The following is a 20,663-nucleotide window of genomic DNA, read 5'->3' as shown; positions in this document are numbered from 1 at the left end:
TAAAATTGTTAATAACTGATAAGGTTTTGACAGTAAGATAGTTGTAAAATGAGAGTTTTTGTAATGAATTTACGAATGTATGCTAATTATAAATTGCTTTGTTGATATAATATCTATAAAGAAAATAATTTGTGAAAATTGGTGTAATTCGTGGCAACCATTTATTAATTGAGTAAATTTGCATAACACAACTTAATAGATATAGAAAAATGAAAATTTCGATAGGAAACGATCACGCAGGTCCAGAATATAAAAAAGCAATTGTTGAAATGCTGAAAGCGAGAGGATATGAAATAACTAACTACGGTACAGATACTGATGCTTCTGTAGATTATCCAGATTTTGGACATCCAGTTGCCAATGATGTATCTGAAGGAAAAGCTGATTTTGGAATCGTAATTTGCGGAAGCGGTAACGGAATTGCAATGACTGTTAATAAACATCCGAAGGTAAGAGCTGGCTTATGCTGGACAAAAGAAATCGCGTATTTGACGCGTTTACACAATGATGCCAATATTGTGAGTATTCCAGCGAGATTTACATCTATTCATCAAGCTGTTGAAATTGTTGAAACTTTCTTAGATACAGCTTTTGAAGGTGGAAGACACCAAAATAGAGTGAATAAAATTGCTTGCGCATAAAAAGTCAAAAAAAATTCGGTGCTTCGCACCTATTCATAATCACACCGGGCCAATTTTTAATTTGCTCGGTTTTTTATTTTAAGTATTTATTATTCAGTGTTTTAAAATGTATTTTTTGAATTATCAACAATGTTAATATCTACTTTTTATAGTTTAAATAAGCAATTATAAGTGCTAATTGAATTGCTAAAATCACAACGAACTTTACAATAAAAGAAGTTTTGCTCGTTTTATGTCTAAATAGTAACATTGCTGTTAATAACCCTGGCGATCCTCCGGTTAAAGCCATGAAAAACAAGGTATTTTCAGGAATTCGTCTTTTGTTTTTTCGAGCTTGAGATTTGTCATATCCCGCGAAAATAAAAACGAGAATATTTATAAATAAAAAATATAGTAATAAAACTTCCATAGGCTTAAAATTAGAAACAAAGATATTATTTTAGCCGAATGATTTACTATTTTGCAGAAATGCTTTAACAAGTAAATTATATCATTTTTAAGTAAGAAAATCATTTCATTAAAAGTATGACTAACATTCAATTCATTGCCAAATCTGTTCAGGCTCCCGCAGTCAGTATTCAAAACACAGTAAAATTATTAGAAGAAGATTGTACGATTCCGTTTATTTCTCGATATAGAAAAGACGCAACCGGAAATCTGGATGAAACTGTAATTGAACAGATTGCAAAACTGCAGAAAGAATACGATACGTTGATAAAACGTAAAGAAGCGGTTTTAAAATCGATAGAAGAGCAAAAAGCGCTTACGCCAGATTTGAAGAAAAAAATTGAAGACAGTTTTGATTTACAAGAAATAGAAGATTTTTACCTTCCATACAAAAAGAAGAAAAAAACAAAAGCCGATGTCGCGCGCGAATTTGGTCTTGAACCTTTAGCTAAACTTATTATATCTGAAAGTGATGCTGATATCGATTTTATTTCGACGCAATACATTAATGAAAATGTTATCAATGAAGAAGCGGCAATTCAAGGAGCAAGAGATATTGTAGCTGAATGGATCAACGAAAATATTTATGTTCGTAAACAATTAAGAAGATTGTTTCAGCGTAAAGCGACCATTGCTACAAAAGTGGTTAAAAAGAAAGCAGAGGAAGAAGGCGCACAAAAATTCAACCAGTATTTTGATTGGGAAGAGCCGCTGACAAAAGCCCCAGCGCACCGTTTATTAGCAATGCTTCGTGCAGAAAATGAAGGTTTTATCAAAATGAAGATAGATGTTGATATCGACGATGCCTACGATGTTATTGACGAAATTATCATTAAAAAACAAAATAATACAACAGCTCACTTACAATTAGCAATTGAGGATAGTTATAAACGTTTATTGAATCCAGCAATTGGAAATGAAACTTTACAAGAAGCAAAAGCCAAAGCTGATGCTAACTCGATTCAGGTTTTTGCTAACAATTTAGGACAATTATTATTAGCTCCGCCGTTGGGAGAAAAACGTATTTTGGCAATTGATCCTGGATTTAGAAGCGGTTGTAAAGTAGTTTGTTTGGACGAAAAAGGAGATTTATTATACAACGAAACGATTTACCCACACGCGCCTCAAAACGAGGAAACAATGGCGATCAAGAAAATCCGTTCGATGGTAAACGCATATCAAATTGATGCCATTTCTATCGGGAACGGAACTGCTTCTCGCGAAACTGAATTTTTCATCAAAAAAATCGCGTTTGACAAACCAGTTCAGGTTTTTGTGGTTTCTGAGGCGGGAGCATCGGTATATTCAGCATCAAAAATTGCGAGAGAAGAATTTCCTAATTACGATGTGACGGTTCGTGGTTCGGTTTCTATTGGTCGACGACTTTCAGATCCTTTGGCAGAATTGGTAAAAATCGACCCGAAAGCAATTGGAGTAGGGCAATATCAGCATGATGTTGACCAGACGAAACTTAAAGAAGAATTGGATAGCACTGTGATTCGTTGCGTAAACTCAGTTGGGATTAACATTAACACGGCAAGTAAACATTTACTAAGTTATGTAAGTGGGATAGGAGAGAAGCTGGCGGAAAATATTGTACAATATCGTTCTGAAAATGGCCCTTTTGAAGATAGAAAACAGCTAAAAAAAGTGCCTCGTTTAGGAGACAAAGCGTATCAGCAAGGAGCAGCTTTTATTAGAATTACTAATGCTAAAAATCCGTTGGATAATTCGGCGGTGCATCCAGAGGCTTATCCAGTTGTTGAAAAGATGGCGAAGGATTTGAATGTTTCATTGAATGAATTAATTGCAAATAAAGAGAAAACAGCGCTTATTAAACCAGAAAAGTATGTTACATCTGAAATTGGTTTATTGACACTGAAAGACATCATAAAAGAGCTTGAAAAGCCGGGATTAGATCCAAGAAAGTCAGCTAAGGTTTTTGAGTTTGACGCAAACGTAAAATCGATTAAAGATGTAAAAACCGGAATGATTCTTCCAGGAATAGTTAATAACATTACTAACTTTGGCTGTTTTGTTGACATCGGAATCAAAGAAAGTGGTTTAGTGCATATTTCGCAGTTAAAAGCTGGATTTGTGAGTGATGTAAACGAAGTGGTAAAATTACACCAGCACGTTGATGTAAAAGTTACTGAGGTTGATGAGGATAGAAAGAGAATTCAATTGACGATGATTTTGTAAAAATTCCGATTTTTTACAATCTTGTCATTTCGACCGAAGGGAGAAATCACACTAGTAACTCGACAAAGATTGAAGATTCTCTGTGCGGAAATACTTGTGCGATTTCTCCCTTCGGTCGAAATGACAAAACTATTGGAGTAGGTTCATTATAGACCATAAAAAAATCCCAGATTACATTGTAATCTGGGATTTTAATTTTTTCGAATTTCTTATTTTGTTTCTTCTTCTTGTTTTTTAGAAGCAGCAGGTTGATCGTCTTTAGCAGCGTTTTTAAATTCCTTAATTCCACTTCCTAAACCTTTCATTAATTCTGGAATTTTTTTACCTCCAAAAAGTAATATCACAATACCTACGATAACAAGGATTTCTGTAAGACCTAATCTTCCCATGACTAATATATTTAATGCCGAAGCAAATTGTTTTTCTTAATTATTCCGCAAAGGTATATAGAAATATACGAAATAGAAGTATTTTTAGTTTAAAATATTTCGATTAGACCGCGTTAAATATTTTATAAAATCGTAAATTATAGCTCTTCATGAAATTTTTCGAACAAATTTCGTGATGATTAATTACTATATTTGCTAGAATAAAGAAGCATAATGACTCAAAAAAATAAAAGGAATTTTAGAAAAAAACTGTTCATTAAAAACCGATTAGTAATTTTAAATGAAGACACTTTTGAAGAGATATTTTCTTTTAGACTTACTTTAATGAATGTTTTTGTAACGTTTACTTTAGGCGGAATATTTCTAATTTTGGTTACTACTTTTATCATTGCTTTTACGCCCCTTCGAGAATTTATTCCGGGGTATTCTTCTACAGAATTGAAACGAAACGCTACAAGACTAGCAATTAAATCAGATTCTTTAGAAACGGCTTTAAAACAGAATGAAATTTATATAAAAGGGATTCAGAAAGTTTTAAAGGGTGAACTAGAATATTCAAAATTTAATAAAGATTCTATATTGGCAGAATCTGTTGAAGACGCTTCAGATGTAAACATGAAAGCATCGGATGCTGAAATAAAACTAAGAGAAGATGTAGCCGAAACAGAAAAAGAATTGAAGGCCGAATCTAAAGACAAAAAGAAAAGTGACAAAAAATAATACCACTAAAAATGTCAATTAAGTCAATTGCGGCGAAAATTTTTGCCCGAAAAATATATAAACAAACGCTTAGATGGGCAGAAAAACCAGCTGAAACTCAGCAAAAGGTTTTTAAAAGTTTGATTGAAAATGCATTAAGTACCGAATTTGGAAAAGATCATCATTTTAATCAAATAAAAACTTTTGAAGATTTTCAGAAACGTGTTCCAGTTAGAGATTATGAAGATCTAAAACCGTATGTCGAAAAGGTTGTAAAAGGAGAAGCTGATATTCTTTGGAAAGGAAAACCATTATATTTTGCTAAAACTTCTGGAACAACTTCTGGCGCAAAATTTATTCCGCTAACTAAAGAATCTATGCCATTTCATATAGAAGCGGCTCGAAATGCCATTTTGCATTACATCAACGAAACAGGAAACGCCGATTTTGTTGACGGAAAAATGATATTTCTGCAGGGAAGTCCCATTTTAACTGAAAAATACGGAATAAAATTTGGAAGACTTTCTGGAATTGTAGCACACTTTGTTCCAAAATATCTTCAAAAAAACAGAATGCCATCTTGGGAAACCAATTGCATAGAAGATTGGGAAACCAAAGTCGATGCCATTGTAGACGAAACTATAAAAGAAGATATGTCGGTTATCTCGGGAATTCCGTCTTGGGTAAAGATGTATTTTGAACGTTTGCAGCAAAAAAGTGGTGGAAAAAAGATTAGCGAAATATTCAAAAATTTCAATCTATTTATCTACGGAGGTGTAAATTATGAACCTTATCGCGCCAAGTTTGAACAAATGATTGGCAAAAAGGTAGATAGTATAGAATTGTTTCCTGCATCTGAAGGCTTTTTTGCGTACCAAGACTCGCAGAAAGAAAAAGGAATGTTGCTACTTTTGAATTCTGGAATTTTCTATGAGTTTATAAAAGCTGATGAATTTTTTAGCGAAAACCCGAAAGTATATACAATTGGTCAAGTTGAGGTAGGAGTGAACTATGTTTTGATTATTTCTACCAATGCAGGGCTTTGGCGTTATAATATTGGAGATACTGTTCAATTTACATCTTTGGCACCGTATCGTGTTATGGTTTCTGGACGTATTAAACATTATATCTCAGCTTTCGGCGAACACGTTATCGCTAATGAAGTTGAAAATGCAATGAAAGAAGCAGTAAATTCTACTAATATTGTAATCAACGAATTTACAGTTGCACCTCAAATTAATCCGTCAAACGGACTTCCGTATCACGAATGGTTGATCGAATTTGAAAAAGAGCCTGAAAACATGGAAGTTTTTGCTGAAACGATCGATAGTTCAATGCGTAAGCAGAATATTTATTATGACGATTTAATTACCGGAAATGTTCTAAGAAAAGTAGTCATTACAAAGGTTTCTAAAAACGGATTTCAAGATTACATGAAATCGCAAGGAAAATTGGGTGGACAGAATAAGATTCCGAGATTATCAAATGACAGAAACATTGCAGATAATTTGAAGTGAAATTTATCTTTTAAAAAGACCATCTAACAATTTGTTAAATGCGAATTCATTAAAGTTATCTATATAATTCCTACTTTCGTTGATCGAAATATTCGTATCTTCTTTACAAATGGAGAAGATTTTTAAAATTAAAAAGACATGAAAGAAACTAAACATATATCAAGATCTAGAGCACAGGAATCTTCTGCGGCAATAGAAAAAATGTACATTACAATGCGCCATTTATTCAACCGTGGTTTTTACAAACCAATGGGAGTTTCTGGCGACAGCTTACGCGAATCATTATTGGCTTTACGTCCAGAAATTTATGGAAATATTGCCGAAGAAAAAGTTGAATTAAACGGACTTTTGTACGTGATTGAACGTCTTCCAATCGGAATCGAGCAATGCCGTTTTATCAATTTAACTTCAGACGAAGGATATTCTAAATCACATTTTCAGCCAATTGTTCCTCCAAAAAGAAGAAGAAATTGCTACAGAATCGATGAAGAACAAATGAATGTTGAAATCACTCGTGGACGTTCTGATATTTATGATATCCTGACACATTTAACTTTCATTTTCATTGAATCTCATAAAATTAAAAATAGAGTTTTAATTGATGATGGAGGAGAAGTTTCGCGCGATTGGCAGAAATTAGAGCAAGCCGTTATGCAGACTAAAAAGCTTTCTCAAGTTGAAAAAGAAAAAGCAATTTCGCATGTTGCCAATATTTTAGCGAGAACTTTTGAGGAAGTTTTAGATATTTACGATGCTTTTGGTTCAGAAAATGCACCAGATCGCTTCTTGCATGTTATTTATTGGTTAGGAAAACTGGCAATTGAAGAAATTGTTGAAAATAACAAACGCACCATCACTTTTAGTCCGGTTTTACGTGAGCGCCTTGGACATCACATTCACGGAGAAATTTGGGCAACAAACATAAAAGAAGTTTTAAAAGCAAACGATTTACTGAAAAGACCAATTCATGTTATTAGTGCCAATATGCACAGTGTAATGAATTCGATTTTTGCAACGCCATTATTAAAAACAAAATATAAAGGAAAAACAGATTTCTTTATTTATGAAGAATTAAGTGGTTCGGGTTCAAAAGAAATAAGATCTCAAGTAGAAGATTTGGCTTTAAAAAACGGAATGATTTCGTTGCCAGATTGTTCAGGAACAAATATTGACGTTCAGATTTTTGACACAGCTAAAATTGATTGGTCAAAAACAGCTTTTTCACATGCTAATGTAGGTGAAGAAAAACCAGTTATAATCGTAATGGATTATGCGTTTGGAGAACAAGCGTACGAAACTATTGATGAGCTTTTAAAACCATTCAAAAAAGAAACTTTACTTAATGTAAAATCGGTTTCTATTATGGGGAAAGCTGGAATTCTAGAAGGAGGAAAAGGCGATATCATGATTCCGTCTGCACATATCAACGAAGGAACTGCAGATAATTATTTCTTCGAAAATGAATTGACAGGCGCAATGTTTGAAGGAAATGATATTGATATTTATGAAGGTGCTATGGTTACCGTTCTTGGAACTTCATTACAAAACAGAGATTTATTGAAATTTTTCCACGAATCTACTTGGGGTGTAATTGGTCTTGAAATGGAAGGATCTTATTATCAAAAAGCGATTCAGTCTGCTTCAAAAATTAGAAAAAGCGTACCGCATGATATTAAAGTTCGTTATGCTTATTATGCCTCAGACAATCCTTTAGAAACAGGAAGTACACTAGCTTCAGGCGGATTGGGAACAACTGGGGTTAAACCAACATATTTGATTACCATTAAGATTTTAGAACAGATTTTCAATATAAAATAAAGCTTTAGATGAGTACAAAAGTACCGCAAGATAATTCAAATCAGGAGATTGATATTTTTCAGCTTTCAAAAAGCATTGGAAGTTTTTTTGACAGAATCAATGCCATGATTTTCAGATCTATTCATTTTTTTGTTCGCAATTGGATTATCGTTTTGATTTTAGTTGTTTTAGGCTTTGGACTAGGATGGTTTTTAGATTCAAATAAAAAAACATTTGAAAATCAGGTTATTGTAACTCCAAATTTCGGAAGTGTCGATTATCTTTATTCTAAAGTAGATTTAATAGAATCTAAAATTATTGCCGGAGACGCTGTTTTCTTGAAAAATGAAGTTGGAATTCAGAACCCAGAATCGATAAAAAAAATCGAGATTAAGCCTATTGCTGATGTTTATAAGTTTATTGAAGACAAAGAGCAGAATTTCGAATTGATTAAATTAATGGCTGAGGTTGGCGAAGTCAAAAAAGTTCTAGAAGACAACGTAACAAGTAAAAACTACACTTTTCATTCGATTTCTTTTGTAACCAACAAAATTACAGATGAAAAAGATATCGTAGAACCATTGCTAAAATATTTAAATAGCTCGGAATATTTTAATGCACTGCAAAAAATAGGTTACAAAAATCTAGAACAGCAAATTATTCAAAATGATACTATTATTGCTCAGATAGATCAGGTTTTAAATGGCTTTTCAAGTACTGTAAAGAACGCACCAAAAAACGATAAGCTGGTTTATTATAATGAAAACACTCAGCTCAATGATATTATTAAAACTAAACAGTATTTAATAATCGATCAAGGTAAAAACAGATTAAAACTAATTAACTACGATAAAACAATTAAGAAAATTAATTCGACTTTAAACATAAATAGTATTAAAGTCACAAATGGAAACTTTAAGCTTATTTTACCTATATTATTCCTTTTTCTTTTCGTTTTAATTCATTTATTTCTAAAGTTTTATCGTAGCCAGCTTTTGAAAGCTCAGGTTAAATAATATAGGTTTGAAAACGCTTAAGATCTTTGAAAGAATTTCAAAAAACTCCTTCATAAAACAGAGTTTAGGAACTTTGGCTTTGCGAATTTCTGGAGTTATTTTGTTATTTGGTTTCACACTGTTTTTAACAAAATCGTACAGTCCAAAATTAGTAGGGCAGTATGATTTTGTGCGTTCTTATCTTTTAGCAATAGGAAGTATTTGTCTATTAGGTTTTGATCAATCCATTTTATATTTTAAAGGAAGACTGGCAAGCCAGAACGAACTTACACAATTGAAAAAAGTCTATGTTAAAATGGTGGGTATGCTATTTTTAGTCTCACTAATAATTTTAATTGTTTTTCTTCTAATTGATAAAAACAGGATCAATGCTTATTTTCTGGATGATGAGGTTTATGACATTCTTTTAAAAAGTTCAGTTATATTATTTTTTCATGGACTATCACTTTTAAATACAGAAGTCTTCAGAGCGATGGACAAACTGTATGTTGCTGAATTGTTTCGAAATATTATCAAATATATTCCGCTAATAATTGGTTCTCTTGTTTTATTTTATTGGCATTTAGAAACCTATTTGGTAGATGTTTTTTTAATTGGTTTTGTTTTTTTAGCACTTTTTAGTTCCATTTTAATATTTATTTATTTTAATAAAACTGAGACTACAACAGAAGAGATTTTTACCTCAAAAGAGATTTTTACAAAATCATATCCTATTGCAATAAGCGGAATGGCAATGTTTTTATTAATGTCTTTTGATATTATGTTTTTAAAAAAGTATCAAAACGATGAAACAGTTGCTTTTTATTCTGTAGGAGTTAAAATAATGACAATTATTTCTGTCATTATTTTGACGGTAAACATAACAGTTTCAGCAAAAATTGCAGAGTATTTTTCTAGTCAGAATATGATAGAATTAAAAAGAACATTACAAAACAGTGCTCGTTTAATTTTTTGCATTAGTTTCCCAGTAATTGCCTTAATTTCTCTATTTTCAGAATATGTTTTATCGTTGTTTGGGCACCAATATAGTATAGCGCAGCAATCCTTTCTAATTTTAATAATTGGCCAGGGAATTTGTTCTTTATTTGGCTCGGCTCCAGTTTATTTGAATATGACGGGAAGACAGCATATTTTTCAGATTATTTTAATAGGAGCGGTTATCCTTAACTTTATATTAAATCGTTTTTTGATTCCAATTTACGGAATGACCGGTGCAGCCACTGCTTTTTTCTGCAGTTCTTTTTTCTGGAATTTTGTTTCTGCAGTTGTTATATATAAAAAAGACAAGATCAAGATTTTTTTACATTAAAAATATACTAATGAAAACTGTAATCAAAAAAAGCGAAGCTGCTTTCCTGCTTATTGCACTGCTAAACTTAGCTGTTGCTTTTGCTGCTTTTTTTGTTTTGCCTCCAAGATTCTTTTATGATGCGGCTATTATTGCCTTTGATAAAGGAAACGAAATAGGTTATTTTGGCAGTTATCCGCTTACCATTTTATTTTATAAGATTACGGGGCTTAGGCATTTACCATTTCCAGTAATTGCGCTTTTACAATTTCCTGTATTAATGTTTATTTTGTATAAAATAGGAATTCCAAATGACTTTGAAAAAATAAATGTCAAGAACATTTTAGTTTATCTAGGAATTTTTATGATGGCTATTTTTATATCCATGCCATCAAAAGAATTTATTACTTTTTTGTTTATTACACCAATTGCTTTTATGTGTGTAAACAAGCAATTTTCTTTCAAAAAAACGATATTTATATCTTTTCTTTTATTAATCGTTTTTGGTGCTTTTTATCGTCCTTATTTTGCCTTAATTCCGATAATAACGTACGGAATGTACTTAATAAGCTTTGTTAATTTTAAGAATAGAGTTTTGACAACCATTTTTTATGGTTTATTGATTGCCTTTTTTCTATCCTTGAGCTACGGAATTATAAAAGGAGAATATTTTTCAGAAATAAGCCGTGAGGTTGTTAATAACGCGAGAATGGGATCTGCAGATGCAAATTCGATGATCGTTCCGCCTGTAAAACCTGATACATGGTATGGAGAAGTCATTTCTGTTTTTTACGGATTTTTTACGGTAAATATTCCCATAAACGGATTAAAGCATTTACTCTCGCCACAAATTCTTGTTTTTGTTATTTGGCAGTTATTATTATCCTATATTTTATTAGTTCGTTTTTCAAAATGTTTAAAAGACAGAGAAAATTATAAATATGAACTTTTTGCGCTCTTTATTTTACTTTCTTTTTTTATAATTCAGGGTATTTTTGAACCAGATTTAGGTTCTGCGGTTAAGCATAAAACAGGTATTTTTCCATTAATATATTTTGCATTATACTATGAACATTTCAGAAAAAAACTTTAGTAAAATCTTTCATGTTTTTTTGTGTTTGATTGCTATCGCAATGATTTTCAGAAAACCCTGCTCATTTCTGATAATAGTATTTGCTGCATTTAATTTGTTTTTTTTAAAAAAACTGAAATACTCGAAAACATCATTTATTTTAATGGCTTGTATAGCTTCGCCGTTTTTACTTGAATTGCTAATGTTTTGGAATAACGATTCATTTACAAAAGGATTAAAAGCTATTGAAAAAAGCATGTCGTTAATCGTTTTCCCATTATTTATTATTGGAAATTTTCAATATGTAGACTTTTTGAAACTTACGAAAACATATACTATTGCGACAACTTTGATTCTGCTTTTATTCTTCGTTAGATTCAATCTCTTTTACCCTGAGTTAATGCAGAAGTATCTAAACGGAATTCATTTATGGGAAATGGGATATCAATTTGCAGACAGTATAGGAATTCATGCGCCAGCATTAAATATGCATTTAGCCTTTGTTTGCGTTTGTGCCTTTTATTTTGTTTTTAATACTTTTCGCCAGCAAAAAAAATTAAAAACCAAAACATTCTGGATTATTATATTTCTTCTTTCCTTTTTCTTCGTGCTTTTTGTTAATACCAGAATGGCTTTAGGAAACATTTTTGCAGGGTTTTTAATTGTTTTGTTTTTAGAAATTAAAGCAAAGTTTAATATTAAAAGACTCGTTATTATTGCAATACCGCTTTTGGTTTTACTCTTTGGAATTCTCTTTTTATTTGTTCAAAAGGATCCTTATATGAAAGAAAAATATTCAACAGTAACTTTTGCTCATATGGATAAAGTGGGAAAACTAGATGAAATTGACCATCCTGAGATTAAAGTTTTCAATTCGCTGGTTACTAGAGTTTCAATATGGAAGTCGGCTTGGGAATTATCACTTAAAAATCTTCCTTTCGGAGTTGGTGCATCAGATGGAAAGCCAGAATTGAATAAGTATTATAAGGAAACAAACCAGCAATTTTTGGCTAAATATGAGTTTCCAACTCATAATCAGTTTCTTGATTTTTTATTAAAATTTGGTATTCTCGGACCGCTAGTAGTTGTACTTTACATCTTTACGATAGGTTATTTGGGTTACGATTTAAAGAATGCTTTGATATTTTCGTTTTTTTTAATTTTTTTAACTTCAAATTTAGTAGATGACTTTCTACTTCGCTTTGACGGAATTGCTTTCAGCGGATTTTGGCTTTCCGTATTTGGAAGTTATTGGATTCAGAAAAAATTATTGATTGTAAATCGCAATTAAATCTTTAAAATTTTTGTTTACATCAAATAAATCTTGACATCTTTCAAAAGCTTTTTCTCCAAAAATTGCTCTTGTTTTACTATTGCCTAAAATTTTAAAAAACTCATTTAATTCTTCTATATCGTTAAATAAAAAACCTGTTTCATTATTTAGAACGGCATCTTTATTTCCAATAACATTAGTAGCAACAATAGGTTTTTTTAATGCCATTGCCTCTAGAACTGCTATTGGTAAACCTTCCCATAAAGATATCTGCATATACACATCAACTTTATTTAATTCCTTTAAAACAGTTTCTCGATTCAAAATCCACCCAGTAATTTTAATATTTGAGGCAGTAATTAAAGGTTTTAATTCACCATCACCAATCCATACAAAATTATATTCAGGAAACCTTAAGGCAATTTTATTAAATAGAGAAGGATCTCTTGCCGCGGTAATTCTAGCCATAATTCCAATAGTAAGCTTATCATTTTTATTTTCGATAAAATTTTGTTGTAAACTATTGATATTAACACCATTTCGAACCAATTTTGAATTACCCATTTTTTTAGCAATTTCAAACTCAGTATCGCCACAGGCAATAGTTATACCTCCAAATATCGCTTGAGTGCTTTTTTCTATCAACCAATATATTTTTTGAATAGTTTTTGAAATATCCGTTCTAAGAAAAGAATAGCCGTGTGGAGAATAATAAAGCTTCTTTTTCTTAAACAGAAAGAAAGAAGCTATTCTGCCTAAAACACCTGCTTTTGATGAATGTAGATGAATAACATCTGGATTTATTTTTTTCAGCTCTTTAGTTAACTGAATTACAGATTTTAAATCTTGAATAGGAGAAAAATTTCGTAACATATTAATCTCTATTAAATTTATGTTACTCGAAAATTCAGATTTAATTTTTTCTCTGTTTATTTCTTTTCGGTTTGCGCTGTAAATTATTGTAGTCTCAATATTTTTTACTCTATCATGATCTCCAAAGAAGGTCGATAAATCATTAAAATAAGTATAAACGCCTCCACCGAGGGCCTCTATGATATGTACAACTTTCAATACAATGGATTTTAATTCTTGGTAAAAATAGATAAATTGATATGAACTGTTAACCTGAAATATCAAAACTTCTTTTATTGGATGGTTTTATATCTAATTTAAAAGGCAGATATTTGTGCATCTTTAAAATTTATCATGAAAAGAATACTTATCACTGGAGCTGCAGGATTTTTAGGATCACATTTATGTGACAGATTTATCAAAGAAGGTTACTTTGTAATTGGAATGGATAATTTGATTACGGGAGATCTTAAGAATATTGAACATTTATTCAAACTTGAAAACTTCGAGTTTTATCATCATGATATAACGAAGTTTGTTCATGTTCCAGGCGATTTAGATTATATATTGCATTTTGCTTCGCCAGCAAGTCCGATTGATTACTTAAAAATTCCGATCCAGACTTTAAAAGTAGGATCTTTAGGTACGCATAATTTATTAGGATTGGCGAGAGTTAAAAAAGCGAGAATTTTGATTGCATCGACTTCAGAAGTTTACGGAGATCCTTTGGTACATCCACAAACGGAAGAATACTACGGAAACGTAAATACAATTGGTCCTCGAGGTGTTTATGATGAAGCTAAACGTTTTCAGGAATCTATCACGATGGCATATCATACGTTTCATGGCGTAGAGACTAGAATCGTGCGTATTTTTAATACTTACGGGCCAAGAATGCGATTAAACGACGGACGTGTAATTCCAGCTTTTATTGGTCAGGCACTTCGTGGAGAAGATTTAACAATTTTTGGAGACGGAATGCAGACTCGTTCTTTCTGTTATGTAGACGATCAAGTTGAAGGGATTTATCGATTATTGCATTCAGATTATGTTTACCCAGTAAATATTGGAAATCCAGACGAAATCACGATTAAAGATTTCGCAGAAGAAATCATAAAACTGACGGGAACAAACCAGAAAGTGGTTTATCATCCTTTGCCAATAAACGATCCATTGCAGCGTCAGCCAGATACTACAAAAGCAAAAGAATTGCTGGGATGGGAAGCAAAAGTAAATAGAGCAGAAGGAATGAAAATTACTTATGAGTATTTCAAATCTTTATCTCCTGAAGAACTTGCGAAAGAAGAACACAAAGACTTTTCAAGCTATATTAAATAGAAATTCCACTTTTTAAGAAAATAAATTCTAATGAACGATTTAGTATCTATTTTAACACCAACATTTAATACTGAAAAGTTCATTAGATTAACAATAGAATCAGCCCAAAATCAAACCTATACAAATTGGGAAATGATTTTGGTTGATGACGCTTCTACAGATAATACGGTTGCTATAATTGAAGAATTTGTTAAGAAAGACAGCCGAATAAAGCTTTTTAAATTATCTGAAAATCGCGGAAATGGTTTTGCCAGAAACGCCGCTTTAGAAAAAGCGACAGGAAAATATATTGCCTATTTAGACGCTGATGATTTATGGTTTCCTGAGAAATTAGAAAAGCAAATTCAGTTTTTAAAAGCAAATAATTTACACTTTACTTTTAGCTTTTACGATTCTATTGATGAGGAAGGAAATGATTTGAATAGAAGAGTTGAATCACCAAATCCGTTAACTTATAAACAATTGTTTTTCTGCAATTATGTTGGCAATTTGACAGCCATTTATGACGCAGATTATTTTGGGAAAATTATCTTGGAGACGTCGCAAAAAAGACAAGATTGGAGAATATGGCTTACAATTTTAAAACAAATTAAAACAGCAAAACCAGTTCCAGAATCTTTAGCTTTTTACAGGATTAGAAAAGATTCTGTTTCTTCTTCAAAATTCAAATTGATCAAACACAATTTTGGAGTTTACAGGGAATTTCATGGATATAATCTTGTTTTTTCAATTTTATTGATGGTTCGGTTTTTGTTTACTCAGTTGATAATCAAACCAAAGTGTATAAAGAAAGTTTAAAGAATTTTTTAAGATCACAATTTGTGACCTTAGAGAATTATTTTTTATAACCAATCTTTACTCTTTCAGATTCATTTTCTTTTTTCTCAGTTAATTCATCTAAATAAGAAAAAACTAACTCGATATTTTTATCATGATTCTCTAACTTCTTTTGAATCTGTAGAATATCAATTTTAATTTCCGTTGTATCCAAAAGCATTTGTCTCACTTTCGTGAAAATTCTCACAATTTGAATATTAGTTTGAATGGCTTTGTCGCTTTTTAAAATGCTTGAAAGCATCATAACACCATATTCAGTAAAAGCCATTGGTGCATATCGTAAACTCATCTTTTCTGAATTGGAGGTCGCAAATTGCGACCTCCAATTTTGAAATTCTGTCTTGGTAAGTTCAAACATAAAGTCTTTCGGGAAACGGTTTAAATTCCTTTTTACTTGTTCTTTTAATCGCTTTGTCTCTACTCCATAAAGCAAAGCCAAATCACGATCAAGCATCACCTTTTGACCACGGATAAAATATATTTTATTAGAAATTGTTTCTTCAGAAAGTAAAGAGTGATCTTCCATAAGTTTTTAGTTAAAAAAAGCAAACGTAAGATTTTATTTATATTTTATAAATAAGATTTAAATTGTTTTAGTTTCCCGCGATTGGTTCTTTCTAAAACTGTTTTTCGAGTAAAAGTGAAATTTAGATTGGGTTCTAAATACAAATCAATTGCTTCTTTTATTTTTTGAATTTGTTCTGAAACTAATGCTGCATCAGCAACATATTCGATTTCAAAAGTGTCTGTTTTAGTTTGTTTGATGATAAATTCTTTTACGTTTCCGTCATCTTCAATGATGCTTTTCGTTACATAATAAAACGTCAAACCAGGCGATTTTTTTCCACTTGGGAGAATTGCAACGTCGTTGGTTCTTCCAGTTAATTTTTTTAGAATTGGTTTTTGTGGCGTACTTTTTTCGTCCAGAATTCCAATGTCGCCAATTTCATATCGAATGAAAGGATTTGCTTTGTTGAATAACGAAGTAATCACGATTTTTCCTTCTGTTCCATGTGGAACAGGATTGTTGTTTTCATCTAAAATTTCTACAAAAAGAGTTTCTGCATTTACCTGCCACTCTCCTTGAGGATTTTCAAAAGCAATTAAATCTAGTTCAGAAGCGCCATATTCGCTGATGATTGGAATTCCAAATTGTTTTTCTAAGAGTTTTTTATCCGTTTCAAAAAGCATCTCTGATGTAACAAAACAAGCTTTTAAAGTCGGACAAATTTCTTTTAAAATGATATTTTTCTGTTCTAAAAACTTGGCAAATAAAACGATCGAACTCGTATAACCGTTGATATAATCGAATTTTTTAGTTCTGAATTTTTCTAGAAATTTCTTTAAAACATCATCCGATAAATCAAAAACAGGAAAACGAAAACGATGCGTTAAAAAATCTTTGAAACGTTCTTTTTGGTATCCAATAAAATCCATCGGAATTCCGTAAAAACGAGCTTGATACGAATGATTAAAATCAATCCCAAACCAACCGAAACGCATAATATTGGAAGCCCAAGTTAAAGCGTGAGAATATTTGTCTTTAGCAAAAATAAAAGGAGTTCCGCTAGATCCAGACGTTTTGTTGAGGTAAATATTTTTTTTTGAATAACCTTTTGAAAGCCTTTCTTCCAGCGGTTTTTGTAAATTCTGTTTATTTAAAATAGGAAGATTTTTCCAATTTTGTGCGGTTGCATTTCCTGCTAATTCTTTGTAAAATGAGTTGTTTTTTAAATGAAAATCAACGATTTCTGCTTTTTTGTTTTCAAGAAACGAAGCAAATTCTTCTTCAGAAAAATGAGCAATTTTATCCAATTCAGCTTTAGCTTTCTTTATTGGAAAACCATTTAGCTTTAGCGAAAGATCAAAAAGACGAATCATTTTTCGGGATAATTTTCGTCAAAAATAATATTTAGCAATTACTAACAACCAAGAATCACGAAGTTTTTAAGATTTAATTATTTTTTACGTTCAAAAGCAATTATTTTTGCACCACAACTAAATATAACAACACCATGACAATTTTACTATTGGGATCAGGCGGAAGAGAACATGCATTTGCATGGAAAATGACACAGAGTCCGCTTTGCGAAAAACTTTTTGTAGTGCCTGGAAATGCAGGAACTGCTGCAATCGCTGAAAACGTTGCCATATCTGCGACAGATTTTGAAGCAGTAAAAGCATTAGTGCTTAAAGAAAATATAAGTTTAGTAGTCGTAGGACCAGAAGATCCATTGGTGAAAGGTATTTATGATTATTTTAAAAACGACGAAAGTTTGAAAAATATTCCAGTTATCGGTCCATCAAAATTGGGTGCACAATTGGAAGGAAGTAAAGAATTTGCAAAAGAATTCTTGATGAAACATAATATTCCAACTGCAGCTTATGATAGTTTTACTGCTGAAACGGTTGAAAAAGGATGCGAGTTTTTAGAAACTTTACAGCCACCATACGTTTTAAAAGCAGACGGTTTAGCAGCAGGAAAAGGCGTTTTGATTATTCAGGATCTTGAAGAAGCAAAAACTGAACTTAGAAACATGTTGGTTCACGAGAAATTTGGAGCGGCAAGTTCTAAAGTGGTTATCGAAGAATTTTTGGACGGAATCGAATTAAGCTGTTTCGTTTTAACAGATGGAAAAAGCTATAAAATTCTTCCAACAGCAAAAGATTACAAACGAATTGGAGAAGGTGATACAGGTTTAAATACAGGCGGAATGGGAGCAGTTTCTCCAGTTCCTTACGTAGATGCTGTTTTGATGGAAAAAATTGAAACGCGCATCGTAAAACCAACAATTGAAGGTTTCCAGAAAGACGGAATCGAATATAAAGGTTTTGTATTCATTGGTTTAATCAATGTAAAAGGAGAACCAATCGTTATTGAATACAATGTAAGAATGGGTGACCCTGAAACTGAAGTTGTAGTTCCAAGATTAAAATCTGATTTAGTTGAATTGTTTTTATCAGTTGCAGATCAAAAATTAGGAGACTTTAATTTAGAAGTTGATCCAAGAAGTGCAACAACTGTAATGGTTGTTTCTGGCGGATATCCTGAGGATTTCGAAAAAGGAAAAGTAATTTCTGGTTTAGAAAATGTGACAGATTCAATAGTTTTTCACGCAGGAACAAAATTAGATGGCGAAAATGTCGTTACTAATGGAGGTCGTGTAATTGCAATAACATCTTACGGAGATAATTTCCAAGAGGCCATAAAAAAATCTTACCAAAACATAGATAAACTAAGCTTTGATAAGATGTATTTTAGAAAAGATATCGGTTTCGATTTAATCTAAAAATAAAATTCACAAGCCCTTTTTAATTAAAGGGTTTGGTTTTTTATTTTAAAAATGAATGAGCCGTTGTATCTTGGTTTTCTGTTCCAGCGTCATCAAAAATACGTAATTGTTTAATCCAATAAACGATTGCGCATGCACAGATGATCATAAAAATCCAGTTAATAGTGTTTGCACCAAACCATGTAATTAATTCTAAATGACGTAAAAAGTCAAGAGGAGCAAACAAAATGTTAACGAATAGGTATTGAATTCCTTCAAAAAAAGCTGTCATAATTTTAAAAATTATATGTTATTTATTGTTGTGTAATGCCTTGAAGATAAAATTCGGTAAACCAAATCTTTTTTCAACTTGTTAGGTTTTTCCTTTTAAACAAGTATTATCTTTACAATCACAAAAGTATAAAATATCCTTATGATAACAAGTGTTTTTAAAAAATCTACGCCATTAAATTATTCATTGGTTGTAATTTTAATACTGGTTTTCTTTTTTATGTTCCAAATTAAAGACCCATCTTGGGTTACTTCTTATTTTTTGGCTTTTCAAAAAGTGAGTTTGTTGTGCTTTATTTTGGCTTCTTTTTTCATGATTAATTTCATTGTAAAAAAGAACGGACTCAGTAAAGACAATGGTTACGCGATACTTTTTTATTTGTTGTTTATATTATTTTTCCCAACCATATTTAATAACTCAAATGTTATCTATGCCAATTTTTTCATTTTATTGGCACTTCGAAGATTAATTTCGTTACAATCCCTAAAAGCATCAAAAGAAAAAATATTTGATGCTGCGTTTTGGATTTTTGTAGCTTCTTTATTTCAATTTTGGAGCATCCTTTTCTTAATATTGGTTTACATCTCAATTATTTTTCACGTTTCAAGAGATTATAGGAACTGGGTTTTGCCTTTTATAGCACTTTTGGCAGTAACAATTTTATTCTATATGACATCTTTAATTTTAAATTTTGATGCTATAACTTTCATTCAAGAAAGAGCGGTAATTGATTTTAGAATTGATTATTTTAAGAATAATTACGAAAATGCGGCACTTTCAATATACACTGCTGTAGCTCTGTTTTTTGTTACTTCGATGTTAATGACATTGTCAAACAGACCTCAAATTGTCCATTCTTCATATAAGAAAATAGTAGCTTGCTTTTTTATAGCGGCATTTGTTTACATCATTTCGCCAAATAAAAGCAATGATTTATTATTGTTTAGTATTGCACCATTAAGCATTATGGCAACTAGCCACGTAGAATACATGCAGCAGAAACTGAATAATGAAATTGTTTATTATACTCTGATTGTGTGTAGTTTATTTACTTTTTTCTCTCAGTTATAATTTGCTTCCGTAAGCAAGATCACCAGCGTCGCCAAGACCTGGAACAATGTAGTTTTTCTCATTTAGTTTTTCGTCTAGAGATGCTACCCATAAATGACAGTTTTCAGGAAGATTTTCTTCAAGAAAGGCTATTCCTTCTGGAGCAGCAATAACTACAACAATATGTATTTCTGTTGGAGCAGCATTCTCTATTAGTTTTTTATGAACAGCAACAATCGATTGTCCTGTAGCGAGCATTGGGTCAAGAAGCAGAACAGTTTTATTATTTAGATCTGAAATGGCTTGATATTCAACTCTTATTTCAAATTCATCGTCATTATTTGGGTGAAATCTGCAGGCAGAAACAAAGCTGTTTTCAGCATGATCAAAATAATTTAAAAAACCATTATGAAGAGGTAATCCAGCCCGTAAAATAGGGCATAAAACTAAATCTGCATCAATTTCTGTAGTTTTCTTAATTCCAAGAGGTGTTTGAATATCAACTTTTTTATACGGCAAAATTTTGCTCAGTTCATAAGCCATAATTTCTCCAATACGCTCAATATTTCTACGAAAACGCATACTGTCGTTTTGAACATTTACATTTCGGAGCTGGCCTAAAAAATGATTTAATACACTGTTGTTCTCAGAGATATAATGGATTTTCATAATATTTTTTAT

20 protein-coding genes are annotated in these 20,663 nt (G+C 31.5%); 13 read left to right on the top strand and 7 right to left on the bottom strand.

Going from position 1 to position 20,663, the window contains the following annotated elements; translation table 11 throughout:
• Window positions 1-209 precede the first annotated feature (209 nt).
• Window positions 210-641: a ribose 5-phosphate isomerase B gene (rpiB, locus tag JI750_RS04975; protein WP_201999219.1), complete on the top strand. Its 432-nt coding sequence runs from the start codon at window positions 210-212 to the stop codon at window positions 639-641.
• A 139-nt stretch (window positions 642-780) separates the two neighbouring features.
• Here the strand turns inward: rpiB and JI750_RS04970 are convergent, their stop codons facing one another.
• Window positions 781-1,050 (bottom strand): DUF1294 domain-containing protein, encoded by a 270-nt coding sequence (locus JI750_RS04970; protein ID WP_201999218.1) that lies wholly within the window; start codon window positions 1,048-1,050, stop codon window positions 781-783.
• A gap of 116 nt (window positions 1,051-1,166) precedes the next feature.
• On the opposite strand from JI750_RS04970, the gene JI750_RS04965 reads away from it, so the two are divergent.
• Window positions 1,167-3,290, top strand: coding sequence for a Tex family protein (locus tag JI750_RS04965; protein WP_201999217.1), 2,124 nt, complete (start codon window positions 1,167-1,169; stop codon window positions 3,288-3,290).
• A gap of 209 nt (window positions 3,291-3,499) precedes the next feature.
• Here the strand turns inward: JI750_RS04965 and JI750_RS04960 are convergent, their stop codons facing one another.
• Window positions 3,500-3,679, bottom strand: a complete 180-nt coding sequence (locus JI750_RS04960) for a Sec-independent protein translocase subunit TatA/TatB (protein WP_008465789.1) — start codon at window positions 3,677-3,679, stop codon at window positions 3,500-3,502.
• 213 nt (window positions 3,680-3,892) lie between these two features.
• Between JI750_RS04960 and JI750_RS04955 the strand changes: the two genes are divergently transcribed.
• The 7 genes from JI750_RS04955 (at window position 3,893) to JI750_RS04925 (ending at window position 12,359) form a co-directional block, all read left to right on the top strand.
• Window positions 3,893-4,399, top strand: coding sequence for a peptidase (locus tag JI750_RS04955; protein WP_201999216.1), 507 nt, complete (start codon window positions 3,893-3,895; stop codon window positions 4,397-4,399).
• An 11-nt stretch (window positions 4,400-4,410) separates the two neighbouring features.
• Complete coding sequence (locus JI750_RS04950; RefSeq protein WP_201999215.1) at window positions 4,411-5,895, top strand: GH3 auxin-responsive promoter family protein; 1,485 nt, start codon at window positions 4,411-4,413, stop codon at window positions 5,893-5,895.
• A 138-nt stretch (window positions 5,896-6,033) separates the two neighbouring features.
• Window positions 6,034-7,713: a DUF6909 family protein gene (locus tag JI750_RS04945; protein WP_201999214.1), complete on the top strand. Its 1,680-nt coding sequence runs from the start codon at window positions 6,034-6,036 to the stop codon at window positions 7,711-7,713.
• Between the two features lie 8 nt (window positions 7,714-7,721).
• Entirely contained in the window at window positions 7,722-8,708 is a 987-nt protein-coding gene (locus JI750_RS04940) for a hypothetical protein (RefSeq protein ID WP_201999213.1), read from the top strand.
• Window positions 8,709-8,715: 7 nt separating this feature from the next.
• Window positions 8,716-10,017: an MATE family efflux transporter gene (locus tag JI750_RS04935; protein WP_236672974.1), complete on the top strand. Its 1,302-nt coding sequence runs from the start codon at window positions 8,716-8,718 to the stop codon at window positions 10,015-10,017.
• Between the two features lie 10 nt (window positions 10,018-10,027).
• Window positions 10,028-11,089: a hypothetical protein gene (locus JI750_RS04930; RefSeq protein ID WP_201999212.1), complete on the top strand. Its 1,062-nt coding sequence runs from the start codon at window positions 10,028-10,030 to the stop codon at window positions 11,087-11,089.
• Window positions 11,090-11,231: 142 nt separating this feature from the next.
• A complete protein-coding gene (locus JI750_RS04925; protein ID WP_236672972.1) occupies window positions 11,232-12,359 on the top strand; it encodes an O-antigen ligase family protein in 1,128 nt (375 codons plus the stop codon).
• Here the strand turns inward: JI750_RS04925 and JI750_RS04920 are convergent.
• Entirely contained in the window at window positions 12,336-13,412 is a 1,077-nt protein-coding gene (locus JI750_RS04920; RefSeq protein WP_201999210.1) for a glycosyltransferase, read from the bottom strand. The two genes, JI750_RS04925 and JI750_RS04920, sit on opposite strands and share 24 nt — an antisense overlap.
• A gap of 135 nt (window positions 13,413-13,547) precedes the next feature.
• Here JI750_RS04920 and JI750_RS04915 point away from each other — a divergent pair, with 135 nt between their 5' ends.
• On the top strand, window positions 13,548-14,531 hold the full coding sequence (locus JI750_RS04915; RefSeq protein WP_177211503.1) for a UDP-glucuronic acid decarboxylase family protein: 984 nt from the start codon (window positions 13,548-13,550) through the stop codon (window positions 14,529-14,531).
• 30 nt (window positions 14,532-14,561) lie between these two features.
• Window positions 14,562-15,329 carry a glycosyltransferase family 2 protein gene (locus JI750_RS04910; protein ID WP_201999209.1) on the top strand — a complete coding sequence of 256 codons (768 nt, stop codon included), beginning with the start codon at window positions 14,562-14,564 and terminating at the stop codon, window positions 15,327-15,329.
• Window positions 15,330-15,366: 37 nt separating this feature from the next.
• On the opposite strand, the gene JI750_RS04905 is transcribed toward JI750_RS04910, so the two are convergent.
• Window positions 15,367-15,894 (bottom strand): ORF6N domain-containing protein, encoded by a 528-nt coding sequence (locus tag JI750_RS04905; RefSeq protein WP_201999208.1) that lies wholly within the window; start codon window positions 15,892-15,894, stop codon window positions 15,367-15,369.
• A 44-nt stretch (window positions 15,895-15,938) separates the two neighbouring features.
• Window positions 15,939-17,249, bottom strand: a complete 1,311-nt coding sequence (locus JI750_RS04900; protein WP_201999207.1) for a phenylacetate--CoA ligase family protein — start codon at window positions 17,247-17,249, stop codon at window positions 15,939-15,941.
• Window positions 17,250-17,383: 134 nt separating this feature from the next.
• Between JI750_RS04900 and purD the strand changes: the two genes are divergently transcribed.
• A complete protein-coding gene (gene purD / locus JI750_RS04895; RefSeq protein ID WP_201999206.1) occupies window positions 17,384-18,658 on the top strand; it encodes a phosphoribosylamine--glycine ligase in 1,275 nt (424 codons plus the stop codon).
• Window positions 18,659-18,701: 43 nt separating this feature from the next.
• Here the strand turns inward: purD and JI750_RS04890 are convergent, their stop codons facing one another.
• Window positions 18,702-18,932, bottom strand: a complete 231-nt coding sequence (locus tag JI750_RS04890; RefSeq protein ID WP_041519835.1) for a DUF6341 family protein — start codon at window positions 18,930-18,932, stop codon at window positions 18,702-18,704.
• Between the two features lie 141 nt (window positions 18,933-19,073).
• On the opposite strand from JI750_RS04890, the gene JI750_RS04885 reads away from it, so the two are divergent.
• Window positions 19,074-20,003: a DUF6427 family protein gene (locus tag JI750_RS04885; protein WP_201999205.1), complete on the top strand. Its 930-nt coding sequence runs from the start codon at window positions 19,074-19,076 to the stop codon at window positions 20,001-20,003.
• Here the strand turns inward: JI750_RS04885 and upp are convergent.
• A complete protein-coding gene (gene upp / locus JI750_RS04880; protein ID WP_201999204.1) occupies window positions 19,998-20,651 on the bottom strand; it encodes a uracil phosphoribosyltransferase in 654 nt (217 codons plus the stop codon). The two genes, JI750_RS04885 and upp, sit on opposite strands and share 6 nt — an antisense overlap.
• Window positions 20,652-20,663: the final 12 nt, after the last annotated feature.

It is taken from the genome of Flavobacterium tagetis, from assembly GCF_016735615.1.
In the GTDB taxonomy this organism is placed as follows: Bacteria; Bacteroidota; Bacteroidia; order Flavobacteriales; family Flavobacteriaceae; genus Flavobacterium; species Flavobacterium tagetis.
Note: the sequence above shows the minus strand (reverse complement) of the source record. Positions and strands in the feature narration are given on the sequence as shown.